Source organism: uncultured Phycicoccus sp. (assembly GCF_947495705.1).
Classification (GTDB): Bacteria; Actinomycetota; Actinomycetes; order Actinomycetales; family Dermatophilaceae; genus Phycicoccus.
In genome coordinates this window covers 32977-54689 of sequence record NZ_CANLZR010000009.1, presented here as the reverse complement: position 1 = coordinate 54689, position 21713 = coordinate 32977, and the positions used below count along the sequence as shown (strand labels likewise).

The window sequence follows — 21713 nt, the reverse complement described above, 5'->3', positions numbered from 1 at the left end:
CCCGGGCCGTCCTAGACTGCCCGAGTTCGTGAAGACGTTCACAAGCGAAGGCAGTGGTGACCCGTACCCAGCGCGCCCAGCGCACGCACCCCCGGGGCAAGACGCCCCTGGATGCGACCCACGTCACGCCCCCTAGGATGGCTGGGGCGCCGCACGCGGTCCCTGCACCCGGCACCTCCCGGCCGAACTCGAGCAGCGAAAGGGGAGTTCTCCCGCGATGAGCAACCCCTACGTCCCCCTCCTGATCCTCCTGGCGCTCGGCTTCGGCTTCGCGCTGTTGTCGGTGGGGACGAGCCTCGTCGTCGGGCCCAAGCGCTACAACCGGGCCAAGCTCGAGGCCTACGAGTGCGGGATCCAGCCCACGCCGCGCGCCCAGGGCGGCGGTCGCGTGCCGATCAAGTACTTCCTCACCGCGATGCTCTTCATCATCTTCGACATCGAGTCGGTGTTCCTCTACCCGTTCGCGGTCGCCTTCGACCAGCTCGGGCTCTTCGCCCTCGTCGAGATGGTGCTCTTCATCCTCACCGTCTTCGTCGCCTACGCCTACGTGTGGAAGCGGGGCGGTCTCGAGTGGGACTGAGCACCGCCGCCGCACCCGTACCGATCGCCAAGGAGGCCTGATGGGACTCGAGGAGAAGCTGCCCGCCGGGTTCGTTCTCACGACGCTCGAGAACGTCGCCGGATACATGCGCAAGGCCTCGATCTGGCCCGCGACGTTCGGCCTCGCCTGCTGCGCCATCGAGATGATGGCCGTCGGCACCCCCGACTACGACATCGCCCGGTTCGGGATGGAGCGCTTCTCCGCCACCCCGCGCCAGGCCGACCTCATGATCGTCGCCGGCCGGGTGAGCCAGAAGATGGCACCGGTGGTCCGCCAGGTGTACGACCAGATGCCCAACCCCAAGTGGGTCATCTCGATGGGGGTCTGCGCCAGCTCCGGCGGCATGTTCAACAACTACGCGATCGTCCAGGGCGTCGACCACATCATCCCGGTCGACATCTACCTGCCGGGCTGCCCGCCGCGGCCCGAGATGCTCCTCCACGCCATCATCGAGCTGCACGACCAGATCCAGAACAGCAAGCTCGGGGTCAACCGCATCGCCGCGGCCCGGGCGGCCGAGGCCGCCGCCCTGCGCGCCACGCCCACCTCGCAGATGCCTGCCACCCACGACCACCTCGCGCACCTCGCGGCGCCCGCCGGGAAGAACCTGCTCGCATGAGCGACGAGAAGAAGGCCGACGACACCCCGGTCCAGCCGATCCCCGATAAGGAGATCGACTCGGCCGAGACCCGCACCGACGACGACCCGCGCTCCCTCGACGTCGCCCACACGGTGGGCGTCGGGCGCCGGCCCGACCTGGACCCCGTCGACACCGAGCCCGTGCAGATCGGCGAGCGGCGCGGCATGTTCGGCGCCACCCGCGGCCAGGACACCTCGGGCTACGGCGGCCTCGTCACCCCCACCCTCCTCCCGGGCGCCAGCGAGCGCCCCTACGGCGGCGACTTCGACGTCGTGGCCGACACCCTCGAGCGGGCGCTGGGCGACTCCGTCGGCTACGACACCGCCGTCGAGCGCGTGGTCGTCGACCGCGGCGAGATGACGCTCTTCGTCCACCGCGAGCACCTCCTGGCCGTCGCGAAGGTCCTGCGCGATCACCCCGACCTGCGGTTCGAGATGTGCATGGGGGTCTCCGGGACGCACTTCCCCGGCGAAGAGGGCCGCGAGCTGCACGCCGTGTACCCCCTGCTCTCGATCACCCACGGCAGCCGGCGCCTCCGCGTCGAGGTCACCTGCCCCGACAGCGACCCGCACATCCCGTCGGTCGTCGAGGTCTGGCCGGGCAACGACTGGCACGAGCGCGAGACGTGGGACATGTTCGGCATCGTCTTCGACGGCCACCCCGCCCTGACCCGCATCCTCATGCCGGACGACTGGCCCGGCCACCCCCAGCGCAAGGACTACCCGCTCGGCGGCATCCCCGTCGAGTACAAGGGCGGCGTCGTCCCGCCGCCCGACGAGCGGAGGGCGTACAGCTGATGACGACCCACGACGACACGACGATCTACGACGACACGGCCCCGAGCCCGGGCCTCGACCCGTCGCTGCCCGGCGCCGACCCCTACGGCGCCTCCGTCGACGACGACACCGCGGGCGCGACCGTCTTCACCGTCTCCGGCGGCGACTGGAACGACCTCGTCGACGAGGCCACCGCGCTGCACGAGGAGCGCATCGTCGTCAACATGGGCCCCCAGCACCCGTCCACCCACGGCGTGCTCCGGCTCATCCTCGAGCTCGACGGCGAGACCGTCACCGAGGCCCGCGCCGGTATCGGCTACCTGCACACGGGCATCGAGAAGAACATGGAGTTCCGGACCTGGACGCAGGGCGTGACGTTCTGCACCCGGATGGACTACCTGACCCCGATGTTCCAGGAGGCGGCGTACTGCCTCTCCATCGAGAAGCTGCTCGGCATCACCGACCGGATCCCCGAGCGTGCCTCGGTCATCCGGGTGATGATGATGGAGCTGACCCGCATCAACTCCCACCTCGTCGCCATCGGCACCGGGGGGATGGAGATGGGCGCGACGACGGTCATGACCATCGGGTTCCGTGAGCGCGAGCGCATCCTGCGGGTGTTCGAGGCCATCACCGGTCTGCGCATGAACAACGCCTACATCCGTCCGGGCGGCGTGGCCCAGGACGTCCCGCACGGCGCCGTCGACATGGTGCGCGGGGTCATCGCCGAGCTGCGCCGGGGCATCGGCGAGCTCGAGAAGCTGCTCAACGAGAACCCGCTGCTCAAGGGCCGCACCGTCGGCGTCGGCTACCTCGACCTCACCGGCTGCATCGCCCTCGGCGTCACCGGGCCGGTGCTGCGGTCCACGGGGCTGCCGCACGACCTGCGCAAGTCCGACCCGTACTGCGGGTACGAGACCTACGACTTCGAGGTCATGACCCGCACGGGCGCGGACTCCTACGACCGGCTCCGGATCCGGCTCGACGAGATGTACGAGTCGCTGAAGATCGTCGAGCAGTGCCTCGAGCGCCTCCAGCGCACCGAGGGCCAGCCCGTCATGGTCGAGGACAAGAAGATCGCGTGGCCGGCCCAGCTGGCCATCGGGTCCGACGGCCAGGGCAACAGCCTCGACCACATCCGCGAGATCATGGGCTCCTCGATGGAGGCGCTGATCCACCACTTCAAGCTCGTCACCGAAGGCTTCCGCGTCCCGCCGGGCCAGGCCTACGTCGCCGTCGAGTCGGCCAAGGGCGAGCTGGGGTGCCACACCGTCTCCGACGGCGGCACCCGCCCCTACCGGGCGCACTTCCGCGACCCGAGCTTCAACAACCTCCAGGCCGTGGCGGCCATGTGCGAAGGCTCGCAGGTCGCCGACGTCATCGTCGCCGTGGCCTCCATCGACCCCGTCATGGGAGGTGTCGACCGCTGATGGCCGGTGACTTCGGTCTGCAGACCGCTTCCGGGCACCTCACGGTGCCCGAGGAGTCCAAGGAGCCCTACCCCGCCGACGTCGAGGCGCAGTTCCGCGCCGACGCCGCGCAGGTCATCGCGCGGTACCCGCAGAAGCGGTCCGCGCTGCTCCCGCTGCTCCACCTCGTCCAGTCGGTCGACGGCTACGTCACGGGTCGCGGCATCGACCTGTGCGCCGAGCTGCTCGACCTGTCGACCGCCGAGGTCTCGGGCGTCGCGACGTTCTACACGCAGTACAAGCGCCACCCCAACGGCGAGTACACCGTCGGCGTCTGCACGAACACGCTGTGCGCCGTCATGGGCGGCGACGAGATCTGGGAGGCCGTGTCCAAGCACCTCGGCGTCGGCCACGACGAGACGACCGAGGACGGCAAGATCACCCTCGAGCGGGTCGAGTGCAACGCCGCGTGCGACTACGCCCCCGTCGTCATGGCGAACTGGGAGTTCTTCGACAACCAGACGCCCGCCTCCACCAAGGCGCTCGTCGACGACCTGCGCGCCGGCAAGGACGTCAAGCCCACCCGCGGCCCGAACCGGGTGTGCACCTTCACCCAGATGAGCCGCACCCTCGCGGGCTTCAGCGACGGCCTCGCCGACGAGGGTGTCGGCGCCGGCCCCGCCTCGCTCGTCGGGCTCGAGATCGCCAAGCGCAACGGCTGGACCGCCCCCGAGGGCGCGTCGGCCACCTCCGGCGGCACGAGCGGCTCGGCCCCCGGCAGCACCGAGGTGACGCCGGCCAGTGACGACGCCCAGGCCGAGAAGGCCGAGCCCGCCGCCGAGCGGGACGAGACCGACGACACCCCCGGCGAGAAGCACGAGGGCGACGCCGAGGACAAGGCCCCGGCCAAGGGCGGCAAGAAGGGCAAGCGGGAGTCCACCGGGGCCGGCGTGGTCTCCACCGGCGACGGTGTCGCCGGGGTCGCCCGCTCGGCCGGGTCGCCCGCGGACGACGTCGACATCGCCCCCGCACAGGGCGCCGACCTCGACGACGCCCAGGACCGCGCGGCCAACGTCTCCGCGCAGAGCGCCTCGGTCCCCGAGGACCACGACGCCTCACCGACGGCGACCCTGTTCGACGCCGACGAGGACGACACCGACACCCGCGACGGGAAGGGCGAGTGATGGCCAGCACGCTGACCCCCATCCTCAGCGCGTTCTGGGACCACCCCGAGTCCTGGACGCTGAAGACCTACCGTGAGCACGGCGGCTACCGCGCCCTCGACAAGGCGTTCGCGATGGAACCGGCCGACATCCTCGGCGCCGTCAAGGACTCCTCGCTGCGCGGTCGCGGCGGGGCGGGCTTCCCGACCGGCATGAAGTGGTCGTTCATGGCTCCGCCGGACGGCGGCCCCCGCTACCTCGTCGTCAACGCCGACGAGTCCGAGCCGGGCACGTGCAAGGACATCCCGCTCATGATGGCGAACCCGCACGTGCTCATCGAGGGGGTGGCCATCTCCAGCTACGCCATCGGGTGCACCCACGCGTTCATCTACATCCGGGGCGAGGTGGTCCACGTCTACCGCCGGCTGATGCGCGCGGTCGAGGAGGCCTACGCGGCCGGGCTGCTGGGCAAGAACATCAACGGCACCGGGATCGACGTCGACATCACCGTCCACGCCGGCGCGGGTGCCTACATCTGCGGTGAGGAGACCGCGCTCCTCGACAGCCTCGAGGGCCGCCGCGGCCAGCCGCGCAGCAAGCCGCCGTTCCCCGGCGCCGCCGGCCTGTACGCCCGCCCCACCTCGGTCAACAACGTCGAGTCCATCGCCTCGGTCCCCGGGATCATCCTCGAGGGCGTCGACTGGTTCACCGGGATGGGCACCGAGAAGTCCACCGGGTTCGGCATCTTCTCGCTCTCCGGGCACGTGAAGAACCCCGGCCAGTTCGAGGCCCCGCTCGGCATCACGATGCGCGAGCTCATCGACCTCGCCGGGGGGATGCGCGACCCCGACAAGGCGCTGAAGTTCTGGACGCCGGGCGGGTCCTCGACCCCGCTCTTCACCGCCGAGCACCTCGACGTGCCGCTCGACTTCGAGTCGGTCGCCGCGGCCGGCTCGATGCTCGGCACGCGGGCCCTGCAGGTGTTCGACGAGACGGTGTGCGTCGTCCGGGCGGTCGACCGCTGGACCGACTTCTACAAGCACGAGTCCTGCGGCAAGTGCACCCCGTGCCGTGAGGGCACCTGGTGGCTCAAGCAGATCCTCGGCCGGATCGAGCACGGCCAGGGGTCGGAGGAGGACTTCGACAAGCTCCTCGACATCTGCGACAACATCCTCGGCCGCAGCTTCTGCGCCCTCGGGGACGGCGCGACGAGCCCGATCACGAGCTCGATCGAGTACTTCCGCGACGAGTACGTCGCCCACCTGACCCACGGTGGCTGTCCGTTCGACCCGGCGGACTCCACGCTGTGGGCCAAGGACGGCACCGCGAGCACCAAGGAGACCGTCTCCGCATGACCGCCACGACCGAGACCCAGGCCCCGGCCGAAGCCGTCACGCTCACCATCGACGGACTCGAGGTGTCGGTGCCCAAGGGCACCCTCATCATCCGCGCCGCCGAGACGGCCGGCATCGACATCCCCCGGTTCTGCGACCACCCCGGGCTCGACCCGGTGGGTGCGTGCCGGCAGTGCCTCGTCGAGGTCTGGATGCCCGGGCGCCCCGGCCCCGACGGCACCCCCGGCGAGCCCACCCAGATGCAGGGCCCGCCCGGGCGGATGAAGCCCCAGGCCTCGTGCACGATGACGGTCGCGCCGGGCATGATCGTCAAGACGCAGTACACGTCCGAGGGCGCCGACAAGGCGCAGAAGGGCGTCATGGAGCTGCTGCTCATCAACCACCCGCTCGACTGCCCGGTCTGCGACAAGGGCGGCGAGTGCCCCCTGCAGAACCAGGCGATGAGCAACGGTCGCGGCACGTCCCGCTTCGAGGACGTCAAGCGCACCTACCCCAAGCCGGTCAACATCAGCAGCCAGGTGCTCCTGGACCGCGAGCGCTGCGTCCTGTGTGCCCGGTGCACCCGCTTCTCGGACCAGATCGCCGGCGACCCGTTCATCGCCCTCGTCGAGCGTGGCGCGCTGCAGCAGGTCGGCATCTACGAGGAGAAGCCGTTCGAGTCGTACTTCTCCGGCAACACCGTCCAGATCTGCCCGGTCGGCGCCCTCACCGGGGCCGCCTACCGGTTCCGGTCCCGGCCGTTCGACCTCGTGTCGACGCCGAGCGTCTGCGAGCACTGCGCCAGCGGCTGCGCGCAGCGCACCGACCACCGCCGCGGCTCCGTGCTGCGCCGGATGGCGCAGGCCGACCCCGCCGTCAACGAGGAGTGGAACTGCGACAAGGGCCGCTGGGCCTTCGCGTACACCGGCGTCGGCGACCGCATCGAGCTGCCGATGGTCCGTGGCGAGGACGGCGAGCTGCGGGTCGCGTCCTGGCGCGAGGCGCTCGAGCGTGCCGCGGCCGGCCTGCGCGCCGCCTCCGCGGCCGGGGTGCTCGTCGGCGGCCGGGTCAGCGCAGAGGACGCCTACGCGTACGGCAAGTTCGCGCGCACGGTCCTGAAGACCAACGACGTCGACTTCCGCGCCCGGCCGCACTCGGCCGAGGAGGCCGGGTTCCTCGGCTCCCTCGTCGTCGGCACCGCGCCGACCGACGGGGGCGTCACCTACGCCGACCTCGAGGCAGCCCCGGCCGTCGTCCTCGTCGGCTTCGAGCCCGAGGACGAGAGCCCCATCGTCTTCCTGCGCCTGCGCAAGGCGTACCGCAAGAACCGCACCCGCGTCTTCGGCGTCTCCGCCGTCGCCACCCGCGGGCTGGCGAAGATGGGCGGCACCCTCATCCCCACCGCTCCCGGCACCGAGCCCGAGGTCCTGCGCGCGCTCGGCGGCGGCACCCGCGGCGCGGTCAGCGACGAGGTCACCGCGGCCCGTGAGGCCCTCGCCGACGGCGGCATCATCCTCGTCGGCGAACGTCTCGCGATGGTCCCCGGTGCGCTGAGCGCCGCCGCGGCCCTCGCCGAGTCCACCGGCGCCCGTCTCGCATGGGTGCCGCGCCGGGCCGGTGAGCGTGGAGCCCTGGAGGCCGGGGCGTTCCCGACCCTGCTCCCCGGCGGCCGCCCGGTCGCCGACGCCGCGGCCCGTGCCGAGGTCGCGTCCGCGTGGCAGGTCGACGGGCTCCCCGAGACCCCGGGCCGCGACACCGCCGGCATCGTCGCCGCCGCCGCCTCCGGTGACCTCGGTGCGCTCGTCGTCGCCGGGGTCGACCCGGCCGACCTCGGCATCGCCGACGCGCTGGAGGCCATCGCCCGCCCGTTCGTCGTCTCCCTCGAGATCCGCCGCTCGGCGGTCACCGAGGTGGCCGACGTCGTCCTCCCCGTCGCGGCGCACGCCGAGAAGGACGGGACGTTCGTCGACTGGGAGGGCCGGGTGCGGGCCTTCGGGACGGCCCTCGACTCGACCCACGTCAGCGACTACCGCGCGCTCGCGATGCTCGCCGACGAGATGGGCGAGTTCCTCGGGACCCGCACGCTGCGCGAGGCGCGGGCCGAGATGCAGCAGCTCGGCCCCTGGGTCGGCGCGCGCCCCGCGGTGCCCACCGACGAGCCCGGCGCCGTGCCGGAGTTCGCCGAGGGCACCCTCGTGCTCGCGACCTGGCGCCACCTGCTCGACCGGGGCTCGCTCCAGGACGGCGAGCCGTTCCTCGCGGGCACCGCACCGGCCCCGGTGGCCCGGGTCTCGCAGGCCACGGCCGCCGCGCTCGGCGTCGCCGACGGTGACGCCCTGACGGTGCGGGCGGCGCAGGCCACCGTCACCGCTCCGGTGCTCGTCACCGAGATGGCCGACCACGTCGTGTGGCTGCCCACCAACTCGCGGGGCTGCGACCTGCGGGCCACGCTCGCCGGAGCGCCCGGCACGCTCGTCTCCGTCACGAAGGAGGGTCAGGCATGAGCATCATCGCGGCACTCCCGGAGGTGGTGTCCCTCGTCGCCGAGGGCACCGACAACCCGCGCGCCGACTTCAGCGACACCCCGCTCTGGCTCACGGTCGTCAAGGCGCTCATCGTCTTCGTCTACCTGCTCGTCTCCACGCTGCTCGTCATCTGGTTCGAGCGCCGGGTCATCGGCCGGATGCAGCAGCGGCCCGGCCCCAACCGCAACGGCCCGTTCGGTCTGCTCCAGACCCTTGCCGACGGCATGAAGGCGATGCTCAAGGAGGACGTGCGCCCCAAGGCCGCCGACGCCTTCGTCTTCACCCTCGCCCCGATCATCACCGCGTCGATGGCCTTCGTCGCGTTCGCGATCATGCCGATGGCAGGCGAGGTCTCGATGTTCGGCCACACGACGCCGTTCCAGCTCACCGACACCCCCGTCGCCGTGCTCCTCGTCCTCGCCGTCGCCGGCGTGGGCATCTACGGCGTCGTCCTCGCCGGCTGGTCCTCGGGGTCGACGTACCCCCTCATGGGCGGCCTGCGGTCGTCGGCGCAGATGATCTCCTACGAGATCGCCATGGGTCTCTCGCTCGTCGCCGTCTTCCTGTACGCGGGCTCGATGTCGACCTCGCAGATCGTCAGCGCCCAGAGCGACCTCTGGTTCGTCGTGCCGGCCTTCTTCAGCTTCTTCGTCTACGTCATCACGATGGTCGGCGAGACCAACCGGCTCCCGTTCGACCTCGCCGAGGGCGAGGGCGAGCTCACCGGTGGCTTCCACACCGAGTACGGGTCGATGCGGTTCGCGATGTTCTTCCTCGGCGAGTACATCAACATGTTCACCGTCTCCGCGCTCGCGACGACGATGTTCCTCGGTGGCTACCAGGCGCCTCCCGGCCTCGCGTCGGTGTTCGGCGGCGCCCTCAACGAGGGCTGGTGGGGTCTGCTCTGGTTCACCGCGAAGCTGTGGATGTTCATGTTCGTCTTCGTGTGGCTCCGCGGCTCGCTGCCGCGCGTCCGCTACGACCAGTTCATGCGCTTCGGGTGGAAGTTCCTCATCCCGGCGACGCTCGCCTGGGTGGTCCTCGTCGCCTTCTTCCGGGCCGGCCAGAACGGGTGGCTCGGCGGCACCTGGGACGTCGCCGGCCGCAGCTTCCCGGTCGTCTCGCTCGTCCTCGTCGGCGTCATCGCGGTCCTCGCGCTCGTCGGCGGCTGGATGTGGGACACCCGCACCGAGCGCAAGGAGGCCGCCGCGCACCCCGAGATCCCGGACGAGATCGACCCCTACGCGGGCGGGCACCCCGTGCCCCCCATGCCCGGCCAGCGGCTGCGCGAGCCCTCGCTGACCGCACCGGCACTGCCCTCTGCACCCGATACCGAGGAGGCCCCTCGTGGCTGACGAACAGAGGAGCTCGGGCTTCTTCTCCGACCTGTTCGCCCCCGTCGCCGGGTTCGGCGTCACGTTCTCGACGATGTTCCGCAAGGTCATCACCGAGGAGTACCCGGAGGAGAAGCGCCCGACCCAGCCGCGCTTCCACGGGCGTCACCAGCTGAACCGGCACCCCGACGGGCTCGAGAAGTGCATCGGGTGCGAGCTGTGCGCCTGGGCCTGCCCGGCCGACGCGATCCTCGTCGAGGGCGCCGACAACGACGACACCGACAACGGTCGGGGCCGGTTCAGCCCGGGCGAGCGGTACGGGCGCGTCTACCAGATCAACTACCTGCGCTGCATCTTCTGCGGGCTGTGCATCGAGGCGTGCCCCACCCGGGCCCTGACGATGACCAACGAGTACGAGCTCGCCGACAACAACCGGGCCGACCTCATCTTCACCAAGGACCAGCTGCTGGCACCGCTGCAGCAGGGCATGCTCCAGCCGCCGTTCCCGATGGCCGACGGCATGGAGGAGCGCGACTACTACCTGGGCAAGGTCACCCAGGCCACCGACTCCCAGCGCGAGGTCGTGGCGGCCCGCTCCGGCAGCGACGACGCGGAGGTGACCTCGTGACCGGCACCGGTGAAGAGGTGATGTTCTGGATCCTCGGGCCCCTGTCCGTCCTCGGCGCACTCGGGCTCGTCTTCGCGAAGAAGGCCGTCCACGCGGCGCTCGGCATGGCCCTGACGATGATCATCCTCGGCATCTTCTACATCGCCCAGGACGCCGACTTCCTCGGGGTCATCCAGATCTTCGTGTACACCGGCGCCGTCATCATGCTGTTCCTCTTCGTCGTCATGCTCGTCGGCGTCGACTCCAGCGACAGCCTCGTCGAGACCCTGACCGGGCAGCGGTGGGCCACCGCGGTCCTCTCGCTCGGCCTCGGGGGCATCCTCGGCGCACAGATCGGCCGGGCCTCCCTCGACGACGCGGTCGGCCTGGACGCCGTCAACGCCCAGACGGGCAACGTCTCCGGGGTCGCCGAGCTCATCTTCGGCCGCTACGTGTGGGTCTTCGAGATCACGAGCGCGCTGCTCATCACGGCCGCCCTCGGCGCCATGGTCCTCGCGCACCGCGAGCGGCTCGGCAAGGGCCCCAACCAGAAGGAGTGGAGCAAGCGCCGGTTCCAGGAGGGCGAGCACCTCGCCGGCCTCCCGGCGCCCGGGGTGTACGCCCGGCACAACGCCGTCGACACCCCCGCCCTGCTCCCCGACGGCACGCCGTCGGAGCTGTCGGTCTCGCGGGTGCTCACCGCCCGCGACCAGAACCTCGCACCCGAGGAGTACACCGCGGGTGAACGGACGATCGAGCGCGACGTGCAGGAAGGAGGCGAGCGATGAGCCTCGTCAACTACATCTACCTGGCGACCGTCCTGTTCGTCATCGGCGGGGCCACGGTCCTGACCCGGCGCAACGCGATCATCGTCTTCATGGGGGTCGAGCTGATGCTCAACGCCGCGAACCTCGTCTTCGTCACCTTCGCGCGGATGCACGGCAACCTCGACGGCCAGGTCATCGCCCTCTTCGTCATGGTCGTCGCCGCCGCCGAGGTGGTGGTCGGCCTCGCGATCATCATGGCGATCTTCCGGTCCCGCCGGTCGGCCTCGGTCGACGACGCGAACCTGCTGAAGCTGTAAGGAGCACTGGTGCACTCACTCATCACCGAGGGCGACGCGATGACCGCGAGCGCCGCGAGCGGCATGTCCTCGCTCGCGTGGCTCCTCATCGCGCTGCCCCTCCTCGGTGCCGCGACCCTGCTGCTCGGCGGGCGGCGGACCGACCGGGTCGGCCCCGGCCTGGCGACCGGCCTGTCCTGGGCCAGCTTCGCCGTCGGGTTCGTCATCCTCCTCCAGCTGCTCGGCCTGGCGGCCGAGGAGCGGGCCCAGCACCTCGCTCTCTGGAGCTGGGTGCCGGCGGGGTCCTTCGACCTCGACATCGGCCTGCTCGTCGACCCGCTGTCGGTGAGCTTCGTCCTGCTCATCACCTTCGTCGGCTCGCTCATCCACGTGTACTCGCTGGGGTACATGGAGCACGACCCCGACAAGCGGCGCTTCTTCGCCTACCTCAACCTGTTCGTCGCGGCGATGCTCCTGCTCGTCCTCGCCGACAGCTACCTGCTCCTCTTCGTCGGCTGGGAGGGTGTCGGCCTCGCGTCGTACCTGCTCATCGGCTTCTGGAACTGGAACCCGGCGTACGCGACGGCCGCGAACAAGGCGTTCTTCGTCAACCGGGTCGGCGACCTCGGCCTCGCTCTCGGGATCATGACGATGTTCGTCACCTTCGGCGGCGTCGACTACGAGACCGTCAACGAGGGGGTCGCGAACGCGAACCAGTCGACGCTCACCGCGATCGGGCTGCTCCTGCTCGTCGGGGCCGCCGGCAAGTCCGCGCAGTTCCCGCTCCAGTCCTGGCTCGGCGACGCGATGGCCGGCCCGACGCCGGTGTCCGCGCTCATCCACGCGGCGACCATGGTCACCGCGGGCGTCTACCTCATCGTCCGCTCGCACGTCGTCTACGACGCCGCGCCGGACGCCGCCCTCGCGGTGGCCCTCGTCGGCGCCATCACGCTGATCTTCGGGGCGATCGTCGGCTGCGCCAAGGACGACATCAAGAAGGCCCTCGCGGCCTCGACGATGAGCCAGATCGGCTACATGATGCTCGCCGCCGGGCTCGGCCCCGTCGGCTACGCCTTCGCGATCTTCCACCTGCTCACCCACGGCTTCTTCAAGGCCGGGATGTTCCTCGGCGCGGGGTCGGTCATGCACGGCATGAACGACCAGGTGAACATGCGCCGCTTCGGTGGGTTGTCCGGCTTCATGAAGGTCACCTGGGCCACCTTCGCCCTCGGCTGGCTCGCCATCCTCGGGGTCCCACCGTTCTCGGGCTTCTGGTCCAAGGACAAGGTCATCGAGGCCGCGTTCGTCGGCGAGGGCTGGCAGCCCTGGGTGCTCGGCGGCGCCGCGCTCGTCGGTGCCGGGATCACCGCCTTCTACATGTCGCGCCTGTTCTTCATGACCTTCCACGGCGAGAAGCGCTGGACCGACGACGTCCACCCGCACGAGTCCCCGAAGGTCATGACGATCCCGATGATCGTCCTCGCCGGCGGGTCGGCCTTCCTGGGCCTGGCGCTCGGGCCGACCGGTGCCATCACTTCGTGGCTCGAGCCGGTCGTCGGCGAGCACGGCGAGGAGCACCCCGTCCTCGCGGTGCCGGTCATCCTGACCCTCACGCTGCTCGTCGTCGCCCTCGGCCTCTTCCTCGCCTGGCGGATGTACTGGCGTGACGACGTCCCGGAGGTCGCCCCGCGGGGCTCGGTCCTCACCCGGGCGGCGCGCGTCGACCTCTACCAGGACGCCGTCAACGAGGGGCTGTTCATGCGCCCCGGCGTCCACGCGACCCGCTCGCTGGTGTTTGCGGACGCCAAGGGGGTCGACGGCGCCGCCGGAGGCCTGGCCGCCCTCGTCGGCGGGCTGTCCTCGAGGCTCCGCCACCTCCAGACCGGGTACGCCCGCTCCTATGCCCTGACGATGCTCACCGGTGTCGTCGCCATCCTCGGTGTTCTGTGGGTGATCCAGTGACCTCCCTGCCCCTGCTCACGCTGATGATCGTGGTGCCGGTCGTCGGTGCCGTCGTCGTCGCTGCCCTGCCCGCGGCGTCCGCGCGGCTCGCGCGCCCCGTCGCGCTCGGGGTCTCGCTCGTCACCCTCGCGCTGGCGGTCCTGGCGTGGGTCGGCTTCGACTCCGGCTCCACCGAGCTCTTCCAGCTCACCGAGACGTACGCGTGGATCCCGCAGTTCGGGGTCTCGTACGCGCTGGGCGTCGACGGCATCGCGCTGGCGCTCATCGTCATGGCCGCGATCCTCACGCCGGTGTGCCTGCTCGCCGCGTGGAACGACGTCCCCGAGGCCGAGAGCGGCCGGCTCAAGCGCTACTTCGCGCTCATGCTCGTGCTCGAGGCGTTCATGGTCGGCGTCTTCGCCGCCACCGACGTCTTCCTGTTCTACGTGTTCTTCGAGGCCATGCTCATCCCGGTGTACTTCCTCATCGGGATGTACGGCGGGCCGCGCCGGCAGTACGCCGCGATGAAGTTCCTGCTGTTCTCGCTCGCGGGCGGGCTCATCATGCTCGTCTCGGTCATCGCCGTGTACTTCGCGGGCCCGGGCGGCGAGAACGGGTTCCTCGTCGAGAACCTCATCGGCAACGTCGAGGGCTCCACGGGCGCGCTGCGCTGGATGTTCGTCGGCTTCTTCATCGCCTTCGCGGTCAAGGCGCCGATGTGGCCGGTCCACACCTGGCTGCCGGACGCCGCCACCGAGGCCCGGCCGGCGACGGCCGTCCTGCTCGTCGGAGTGCTCGACAAGGTCGGCACCTACGGGATGATCCGGTTCTGCCTCCAGCTGTTCCCGGAGGCCTCGCAGTGGGCGACGCCGGTCGTCCTGACGCTCGCGGTCATCTCGGTGGTCTACGGGGCGCTGCTCGCCATCGGGCAGACCGACATGATGCGGCTCATCGCGTTCACCTCGATCAGCCACTTCGGCTTCATCGTCCTCGGCATCTTCGCGCTGACGAGCGTCGGCGGGGCGGGCTCGACTCTGTACATGGTCAACCATGGCTTCTCGACCGCCGGGCTGTTCCTCATCGCCGGCTTCCTCGTGACCCGGCACGGCAGCAAGCGGATCCCCGACTACGGCGGCTGGCAGCGGGTCACCCCGGTGCTCGCGGGCACGTTCCTCGTCGCCGGGCTGTCCTCGCTGGCGCTGCCGGGGCTGTCCTCGTTCGTGTCGGAGTTCCTCGTGCTCCAGGGGACGTTCATGCGCTACAAGGTGGCCGCGGTCATCGCAGCGTTCGGCATCGTCCTCGCGGCGCTCTACATCCTGCTCATGTACCAGAAGGTGATGACGGGCCCCAAGCCCGTGTTCGCCGACGGCGCGGCCCCGGCCGACCTGTCGCTGCGTGAGCGCTGGGTCGTCGCGCCGATCATCCTGTCCTTCGTCGTGCTCGGCTTCTACCCCAAGCCGGTCCTCGACGTCATCAACCCGGCCGTGGACAAGACGATGCAGATCGTCGGCGTCTCCGACCCGGCCGCCACCGCCTCCGGGAGTGCGAAGTGATCCCCGCCGCCATGCCCAGCGAGTTCCAGGCGGTGACGGTCGACTACCTGGCGATCGCGCCGATGCTCATCGTCGTCGGGGGCGCCCTCATCGGCGTGATCGTCGAGGCGTTCGCGCCGCGCGAGCGCCGGCACACCGTGCAGGTGTGGCTGACGACGACCACCCTGCTCGTCGCGCTCGCCGTCCTCGCGGTGTGGAGCCGTGACCACATGGCCGTCACCCTCGGTGGCTCGATCGCCGTCGACGGGGTCGCCCTGTTCCTCCAGGGGACCCTGCTCGCCCTCTCGGTGCTCGGGGTCCTCGTCATGGCCGAGCGCTTCGGCGGGGTCGGGTCCGACGCGTTCACGCCGATGGGTGCCTCGACCCCGGGGTCCACCCAGGAGAGCGTCGCCACCCGGGCGGGCTACGCGACGTCCGAGGTGTTCCCGCTCACGCTCTTCGCCGTCGTCGGCATGATGATCTTCGTCTCCGCGAACGACCTCATCACGATGTTCGTCGGGCTCGAGGTCCTCTCGCTGCCGCTGTACATCATGACCGGGCTCGCCCGGCGCCGGCGCCTGCTGTCGCAGGAGGCGGCGCTGAAGTACTTCCTCCTCGGCGCGTTCTCCAGCGCGTTCTTCCTCTTCGGCGCCGCCCTCCTCTACGGCTACTCCGGGTCCACCGACCTCAAGGAGCTGTCCCGGGCGATCACGACGAGCACGGGGGACCTCGACGCGCTGCTGCTGCCGGGGGTCGTCCTCGTCCTCGTCGGCCTGCTCTTCAAGGTCGGCGCGGTGCCGTTCCACTCGTGGACGCCGGACGCCTACCAGGGCGCCCCCACCCCGGTCACCGGGTTCATGGCGGCGTGCACGAAGCTCGCGGCGTTCGGGGCGATCCTGCGGCTCACGTACGTGGGCGTGGGCGCCAACCGCTGGGACTGGCAGCTCGGCGTCGTCGCCGTCGCCATCCTCACCATGGTCGTCGGGGCGGTCCTGTCGGTGACCCAGACCGACGTCAAGCGGCTGCTCGCCTACTCCTCCGTCGCCCATGCCGGGTTCATCCTCGTCGGGGTGCTCGCCTTCTCGCAGGCGGCCATCGGGGGCGTGATGTTCTACCTCCTCGCGTACGGCGCGATGACCATCGCCGCCTTCGCGATCGTCACGATGGTCCGCCAGGACGGGTCCGAGGCCTCGCACCTGTCCCAGTGGGCGGGTCTGGGGCGCCGGCACCCGGTGGTCGCCGGCTCGTTCGCGTTCCTGCTGCTCGCGTTCGCCGGCATCCCGCTCACGTCGGGCTTCACGGCCAAGTTCGCCGCCTTCGCGCCGGCGGTCGAGTCCGGCACCACCGGGGTCGTCATGGTCGTCGTCGGCGTGCTCGCCTCGGCGGTCACCGCCTTCGTCTACGTCCGGCTCATCGTGCTCATGTACTTCACCGAGCCCGTCGAGGGCGTCGTCGCACTCACCCCGTCGATCCCGTCGACGGTCGCCATCACGGTCGGTCTCGCGGTCACGCTCATCGCCGGGGTGGCTCCGACGTGGGTGCTCCAGCTCGCGGGCAACGCCTCGCAGTTCCTGCTGTGAGTGCGGCCGGGCCGGTGTCGTCCGCGCAGCGGGGGACGCCGTCCGTGCTGTCCCTGCCGGGTGCCAGCGACGGGCTGCGCGAGCGGCTCGCCGCCGGACTGGCGGCGGTCGAGGCGCTCATCGCCGAGCGCGTCGACCACGACGACCCGTTCATCGCCGAGGCGAGCTCGCACCTGACCCTCGCCGGGGGCAAGCGGTTTCGTCCGCTCCTGACCCTCCTCGCGGCCGAGCTGGGCACCGGCATCGACGACCGCGTGGTGGCCGCGGCCGCCGGCGTCGAGCTCACCCACCTCGCCTCGCTCTACCACGACGACGTCATGGACGTCGCGGAGGTGCGGCGCGGCGCCCCCAGCGCGAACGCGCTCTACGACAACTCGACGGCGATCCTCGTGGGCGACCTGCTCTTCGGGACGGCCTCCGAGATCGTCGCCGACCTCGGCCCGGAGGCCGTGAAGATCCAGGCCCGGACCTTCGTACGGCTCTGCTCCGGCCAGATCCGCGACGACCGGCCCTGCCCGGACGGCCAGGACCCGGTCGAGTACTACCTGCGCGTGCTCGAGGACAAGACCGGCGTGCTCATCGCGACCGCCGCGCGCTACGGAGCGATGTTCGGCGGGGGCGACCCCGCCACGGTCGAGACGATGCGCGAGTACGGCGAGCGCCTGGGCATGGCGTTCCAGCTCGCCGACGACCTCATCGACATCGCCTCCGACGCCGACGAGTCGGGCAAGACGCCCGGCACCGACCTGCGCGAGGGCAAGCGCACCCTGCCGGTGCTCCACGTGCTGGCCTCGACCGACCCCCAGGACGCCCGGCTCCAGGGGCTGCTGCGTGGCGACCTCACCGACGACGCCCGCCTCGAGGAGGCGCTGACCCTGCTGCGCGCGCACCCCGCGATGGAGCGGGCCCGCGCCCAGACCTTCGCCGTCGCCTCCCGCGCCCAGGCGGTCCTGGAGCCGCTGCCGCCGAGCGAGGCCAAGGACGCCCTGCACGCGCTCGCGACGGGCGTCGTCACGCGCGTCGGCTGACCGCCCTCCCCTACTCCTGGCGAAATGCGCCACTCCGGGTGCGGTGGCGCCAGGAGTACCGCAAATCACCAGGATCGGGGAGCGGTCTGGCACGTGATGACGGCCGCGGCGCTCAGACGGGGGGCTCGGGGCACTCGACGCGGCTCGCGCGCAGGGCCCGGCGCGAGGCGTGCGCGGTCGCCAGCGAGTCGTACGTGAGGACGACGAGGGCCACCCAGACGATGCCGAACCCGATCCACAACCGGCCCGACACGTGCTCCCCGAGCAGCGTGACGCCGACGAGCAGCTGGAGCACCGGGGTGATGAACTGGATGAGCCCGACGGTGACGAGCGGGATCCGGCGCGCCGCTGCGGCGAAGAGCAGCAACGGCCCCGCGGTGACGACGCCGGCGAGCACGAGCAGCGCGGTGTGCCCCGGCCCGTCGGTGGTGAACGTCGTCGCGCCCTGCGCCGAGAGCACGAGCAGCACGACGAGGGCGACCGGGGAGAGCACCGTCGTCTCGGCCGCCAGCGAGCGCATCGCGGTCAGGCTCGCCCCGAGCTTCTTCTTCGTCAGCCCGTAGAGCCCGAAGGAGAACGCGAGGGTCAGCGGGATCCACGGGATGACGCCTCCGGCGACGGCCAGCCACACCGACGCGACCGCGCCGATGCCGACGGCCACCCACTGCAGCGGCCGTAGCCGCTCGCGCAGGACGAGCACTCCGAGGGCCACCGTGACGATGGGGTTGAGGAAGTAGCCGAGGGCCGCCTCGTACGTCCGGCCGGTGAGGACGGCGAGAACGTAGATGGTCCAGTTGGCGGCGATGAGCAGACCTGCCACGGTGATGCCGGCGAGGAGCCGCGGCCGGCCGAGGACGCCCCGGATCCAGCCGAGGTCCCGGCGGACCAGCAGGATGAGCGCACAGACGGCGAGCGTCCACAGGATGCGGTGCGCGAGGATCTCGAACGGTCCCGAGGGCTCGAGCGAGGCGAAGTACAGCGGGAACAGGCCCCAGATGCCGTAGGCGAGAAAGCCGTACCCCGTACCGCGCCGGACGTCGTCGTCGGCGCCGGGGTTCACCCCACGGTCCAGGTGTCGCGTCCGCGCAGCAGGGCGGTGAGGTCCTCGTCGGTGGCGGGTCCGCCCGCGGCGGTGACGGCGCCGTCGACCTGCGAGCGGACGAGGTCGTCGTACGTCGGCCGCGCCACCTGGCGGAAGATCCCCATCGGGACGTGCGTCATGTCCGGGGTGTCGAGCCGCGAGAGCTGGAAGGCCTGCGAGGGGTCGTCGAGGGTGGGGTCGTGCACGACGACCGCGCCCTTCTCGCCGGTCTCGGCCTGCTCCTCGGCGATGAACTTCATGACCCCGGAGCCCTGGCGCACGAGCACCTTGCGGTCGTCCTCGGCTCCGACCGTGATCGCCTCGCCGGAGCGCAGCCGGACGATCCGGGCCTCCTGCTGCGAGCGGTCCTTGAGCACCTCGAACGCGCCGTCGTTGAAGATCGGGCAGTTCTGGTAGATCTCGACCAGGGCCGTACCGCGGTGCTCGGCCGCCGCCTTGAGGATCTCCTTGAGCTCCGCGCGGTCGGACTCCATCGCGCGCGCGACGAACGTGGCCTCGGCCCCGAGGGCGAGCGACACCGGGTTGAACGGGCTGTCGACCGACCCGAGCGGGCTCGACTTCGTCACCGTGCCGGGCCGCGACGTGGGGGAGTACTGGCCCTTGGTGAGGCCGTAGATCTGGTTGTTGAACAGCAGGATCGTCATGTTGACGTTGCGGCGGAGGGCGTGGATGAGGTGGTTGCCGCCGATCGAGAGCGCGTCGCCGTCACCGGTGACGACCCACACCGACAGGTCCGGGCGCGACGTCGCGAGCCCCGTCGCGATGGCCGGCGCCCGGCCGTGGATCGAGTGCATCCCGTAGGTGTCGAGGTAGTACGGGAAGCGCGACGAGCAGCCGATCCCGGAGACGAAGACGATGTTCTCGCGGCGCAGCCCCAGCTCGGGGAGGAAGGACTGGACCGCGGCGAGGATGACGTAGTCGCCGCAGCCGGGGCACCACCGCACCTCCTGGTCCGAGGTGAAGTCGCGCTTGGCCTGGCGCGGGGCGTCGTCGGGCAGCGGGGGCACGTTCTGGAGCCCGCTCACTGGCATGCCGAGGTCGGCGGTGGTCACGAGACCTCCTCGAGGGTGGTCGAGACGGCGTCGGCGAGCTCGACGGTCGTGAACGGCAGACCGCGCACCGACGTGTACGAGCGGACGTCGACGAGGTACCGGGCGCGCAGGAGCATCGCGAGCTGGCCGGTGTTCATCTCGGGGACGACGACCCGGTCGTACCGGGCCAGGACCGCACCGAGGTTCGCCGGGAAGGGGTTGAGGTGGCGCAGGTGGGCCCGGGCCACGGCGTGGCCGGCGTTGCGCACGACCCGGGCCGCGGCGGCGATCGGCCCGTACGTGGAGCCCCAGCCGAGGACCAGGACCTTCGCCTCGCCGGTCGGGTCGTCGACCTCGAGGTCGGGGACGACGACGCCGTCGACCTTGGCCTGCCGCAGGCGGACCATCCGGTCGTGGTTGTCGGGGTCGTAGCTGATGTCGCCGGTGACGTCGGCCTTCTCGATGCCGCCGATCCGGTGCTCCAGGCCCGGGGTGCCCGGGACGGCCCACGGGCGGGCGAGGGTGGCGGGGTCGCGCAGGTAGGGGCGGAAGACCGGCTCGCCGGCGTCGTCGGTGGCGTTCGGCTCGGCCGCGAGGTCGACCGCCATGGCGGGCAGGTCGGCGGTCTCGGGGACCGCCCACGGCTCGGAGCCGTTCGCGAGGTACCCGTCGGACAGCAGGACCACCGGGGTGCGGTAGGCGGTGGCGACCCGCACCGCCTCGAGCGCCATGTCGAAACAGTCGGCCGGCGTCTGGGCGGCGAGCACCGGCACCGGCGACTCGCCGTTGCGGCCGAACATGACCTGGAGCAGATCGGCCTGCTCGGTCTTGGTGGGCAGCCCGGTGGACGGGCCGCCGCGCTGGATGTCGACGACGACGAGCGGCAGCTCGAGCGAGACGGCGAGCCCGATCGTCTCGGACTTCAGCGCGATGCCCGGCCCCGACGTGGTCGTCACCCCGATGGACCCGCCGTAGGCGGCGCCGAGGGCGATCCCGATCCCGGCGATCTCGTCCTCGGCCTGGATGGTGGTGACGCCGTGCCGCTTCATCCCGGACAGGGCGTGGAGGATGTCGGAGGCGGGGGTGATCGGGTACGACCCGAGGACCAGGGGGCGCCCGGTGCGGTGCGAGGCGGCGACGAGCCCGAGGGCGAGGGCGGTGTTACCGGTCACGTTGCGGTACGTACCCGGCGGCATCGGAGCCGGGTTCACGACGAACGTCGAGGCGAAGTCCTCGGTCGTCTCGCCGTAGTTCCACCCGGCCCGCAGGGCGGCGAGGTTGGCGGCGAGGATCTCGGGCTGCCCGCCGAACTTCTTCTCGAGGAACGCCTCGGTGCCGGTCGTCGGCCGGGTGTACATCCACGACAGGAGGCCGAGGGCGAACATGTTCTTCGCCCGCTCCTTCTCCTTGCGGGTGAGGCCGCCGAACTCGGCGAGCGCCTCGACCGTGATCGAGGTGAGGGCCACGGGGTGGACGTGCCAGGACTCCAGGCTGCCGTCCTCGAGCGGGTTGGCCGGGTAGCCGACCTTCGCGAGGTTGCGGGCGCTGAACTCGTCGGTGTTCGCGATGAGGGTCGCGCCCCGCGGCAGGTCGGGCAGGTTCGCCTTGAGGGCGGCGGGGTTCATCGCGACGAGGACGTCGGGCGCGTCACCGGGGGTGAGGACGTCGTGGTCGGCGAAGTGGAGCTGGAAGCTCGAGACGCCGGGGAGGGTGCCCTGGGGGGCCCGGATCTCGGCCGGGAAGTTGGGCAGGGTCGACAGGTCGTTGCCCATCGCGGCCGTCTCGGAGGTGAACCGGTCGCCCGTCAGCTGCATCCCGTCACCGGAGTCGCCGGCGAAGCGGATGACGACGCGATCGAGGGTCTGGACGGTCCTGCTGGTCACGGGCTTTCCCTGTGCGCTCGGGAGCGGGATGGACGGCCCGCCCGTTGGTGGGCGCACCACCACCCATCGTACGACCCGAGTGAGGGTCGCCTCACTCGCGTCCCGCGGAAACGTCCTGCCCCGGGGAGTGCTCCCCGTTGCCCTCCCGGCGCGCGTGGACCAGA

The 21713-nt window shown here is 71.2% G+C and carries 18 protein-coding genes; 15 read left to right on the top strand and 3 right to left on the bottom strand.

Annotated features, from left to right (window positions below; translation table 11 throughout):
• The first annotated feature begins 217 nt into the window (after positions 1–217).
• Genes Q0963_RS12880 through Q0963_RS12810 form a run of 15 tightly spaced genes read left to right on the top strand, consistent with a single transcriptional unit; the run spans position 218 to position 17533 of the window.
• Positions 218–580: an NADH-quinone oxidoreductase subunit A gene (locus Q0963_RS12880; RefSeq protein ID WP_299446470.1), complete on the top strand. Its 363-nt coding sequence runs from the start codon at positions 218–220 to the stop codon at positions 578–580.
• Positions 581–620: 40 nt separating this feature from the next.
• Positions 621–1220 carry an NADH-quinone oxidoreductase subunit B family protein gene (locus tag Q0963_RS12875; protein ID WP_299446467.1) on the top strand — a complete coding sequence of 200 codons (600 nt, stop codon included), beginning with the start codon at positions 621–623 and terminating at the stop codon, positions 1218–1220.
• Entirely contained in the window at positions 1217–2038 is an 822-nt protein-coding gene (locus tag Q0963_RS12870; RefSeq protein ID WP_299446464.1) for an NADH-quinone oxidoreductase subunit C, read from the top strand. Before Q0963_RS12875 ends, Q0963_RS12870 begins: the two co-directional genes overlap by 4 nt.
• Positions 2038–3447 carry an NADH-quinone oxidoreductase subunit D gene (locus Q0963_RS12865; protein ID WP_299446461.1) on the top strand — a complete coding sequence of 470 codons (1410 nt, stop codon included), beginning with the start codon at positions 2038–2040 and terminating at the stop codon, positions 3445–3447. The genes Q0963_RS12870 and Q0963_RS12865 overlap by 1 nt, the downstream gene beginning before the upstream one ends.
• Positions 3447–4610 (top strand): NADH-quinone oxidoreductase subunit NuoE, encoded by a 1164-nt coding sequence (nuoE, locus tag Q0963_RS12860; RefSeq protein WP_299446458.1) that lies wholly within the window; start codon positions 3447–3449, stop codon positions 4608–4610. Before Q0963_RS12865 ends, nuoE begins: the two co-directional genes overlap by 1 nt.
• A complete protein-coding gene (nuoF, locus tag Q0963_RS12855) occupies positions 4610–5944 on the top strand; it encodes an NADH-quinone oxidoreductase subunit NuoF (protein ID WP_299446456.1) in 1335 nt (444 codons plus the stop codon). Before nuoE ends, nuoF begins: the two co-directional genes overlap by 1 nt.
• Positions 5941–8427, top strand: coding sequence for an NADH-quinone oxidoreductase subunit G (locus tag Q0963_RS12850; RefSeq protein WP_299446453.1), 2487 nt, complete (start codon positions 5941–5943; stop codon positions 8425–8427). Before nuoF ends, Q0963_RS12850 begins: the two co-directional genes overlap by 4 nt.
• Entirely contained in the window at positions 8424–9803 is a 1380-nt protein-coding gene (gene nuoH / locus Q0963_RS12845; RefSeq protein ID WP_299446450.1) for an NADH-quinone oxidoreductase subunit NuoH, read from the top strand. The genes Q0963_RS12850 and nuoH overlap by 4 nt, the downstream gene beginning before the upstream one ends.
• The gene (gene nuoI, locus Q0963_RS12840; RefSeq protein ID WP_299446447.1) at positions 9796–10410 is read left to right on the top strand and encodes an NADH-quinone oxidoreductase subunit NuoI; all 615 of its coding nucleotides are present in this window, start codon (positions 9796–9798) and stop codon (positions 10408–10410) included. Before nuoH ends, nuoI begins: the two co-directional genes overlap by 8 nt.
• Positions 10407–11177, top strand: coding sequence for an NADH-quinone oxidoreductase subunit J (locus tag Q0963_RS12835; protein ID WP_299446444.1), 771 nt, complete (start codon positions 10407–10409; stop codon positions 11175–11177). Before nuoI ends, Q0963_RS12835 begins: the two co-directional genes overlap by 4 nt.
• Positions 11174–11473, top strand: a complete 300-nt coding sequence (gene nuoK, locus Q0963_RS12830) for an NADH-quinone oxidoreductase subunit NuoK (protein WP_299446443.1) — start codon at positions 11174–11176, stop codon at positions 11471–11473. The genes Q0963_RS12835 and nuoK overlap by 4 nt, the downstream gene beginning before the upstream one ends.
• 39 nt (positions 11474–11512) lie before the next feature.
• Positions 11513–13414, top strand: coding sequence for an NADH-quinone oxidoreductase subunit L (gene nuoL / locus Q0963_RS12825; protein ID WP_299446761.1), 1902 nt, complete (start codon positions 11513–11515; stop codon positions 13412–13414).
• Positions 13411–14946: an NADH-quinone oxidoreductase subunit M gene (locus Q0963_RS12820; RefSeq protein WP_299446441.1), complete on the top strand. Its 1536-nt coding sequence runs from the start codon at positions 13411–13413 to the stop codon at positions 14944–14946. The genes nuoL and Q0963_RS12820 overlap by 4 nt, the downstream gene beginning before the upstream one ends.
• An 11-nt stretch (positions 14947–14957) precedes the next feature.
• Complete coding sequence (nuoN, locus tag Q0963_RS12815) at positions 14958–16505, top strand: NADH-quinone oxidoreductase subunit NuoN (protein WP_299446439.1); 1548 nt, start codon at positions 14958–14960, stop codon at positions 16503–16505.
• A gap of 47 nt (positions 16506–16552) precedes the next feature.
• Positions 16553–17533 carry a polyprenyl synthetase family protein gene (locus Q0963_RS12810; RefSeq protein WP_299446758.1) on the top strand — a complete coding sequence of 327 codons (981 nt, stop codon included), beginning with the start codon at positions 16553–16555 and terminating at the stop codon, positions 17531–17533.
• Between the two features lie 112 nt (positions 17534–17645).
• On the opposite strand, the gene rarD is transcribed toward Q0963_RS12810, so the two are convergent.
• The 3 genes from rarD to Q0963_RS12795 are packed head-to-tail and all read right to left on the bottom strand — an operon-like array spanning position 17646 to position 21549.
• Complete coding sequence (gene rarD / locus Q0963_RS12805; RefSeq protein ID WP_299446436.1) at positions 17646–18593, bottom strand: EamA family transporter RarD; 948 nt, start codon at positions 18591–18593, stop codon at positions 17646–17648.
• A complete protein-coding gene (locus Q0963_RS12800) occupies positions 18590–19666 on the bottom strand; it encodes a 2-oxoacid:ferredoxin oxidoreductase subunit beta (protein ID WP_299446755.1) in 1077 nt (358 codons plus the stop codon). Before Q0963_RS12800 ends, rarD begins: the two co-directional genes overlap by 4 nt.
• Positions 19667–19683: 17 nt before the next feature.
• Positions 19684–21549, bottom strand: coding sequence for a 2-oxoacid:acceptor oxidoreductase subunit alpha (locus tag Q0963_RS12795; protein ID WP_299446434.1), 1866 nt, complete (start codon positions 21547–21549; stop codon positions 19684–19686).
• Positions 21550–21713 lie beyond the last annotated feature (164 nt).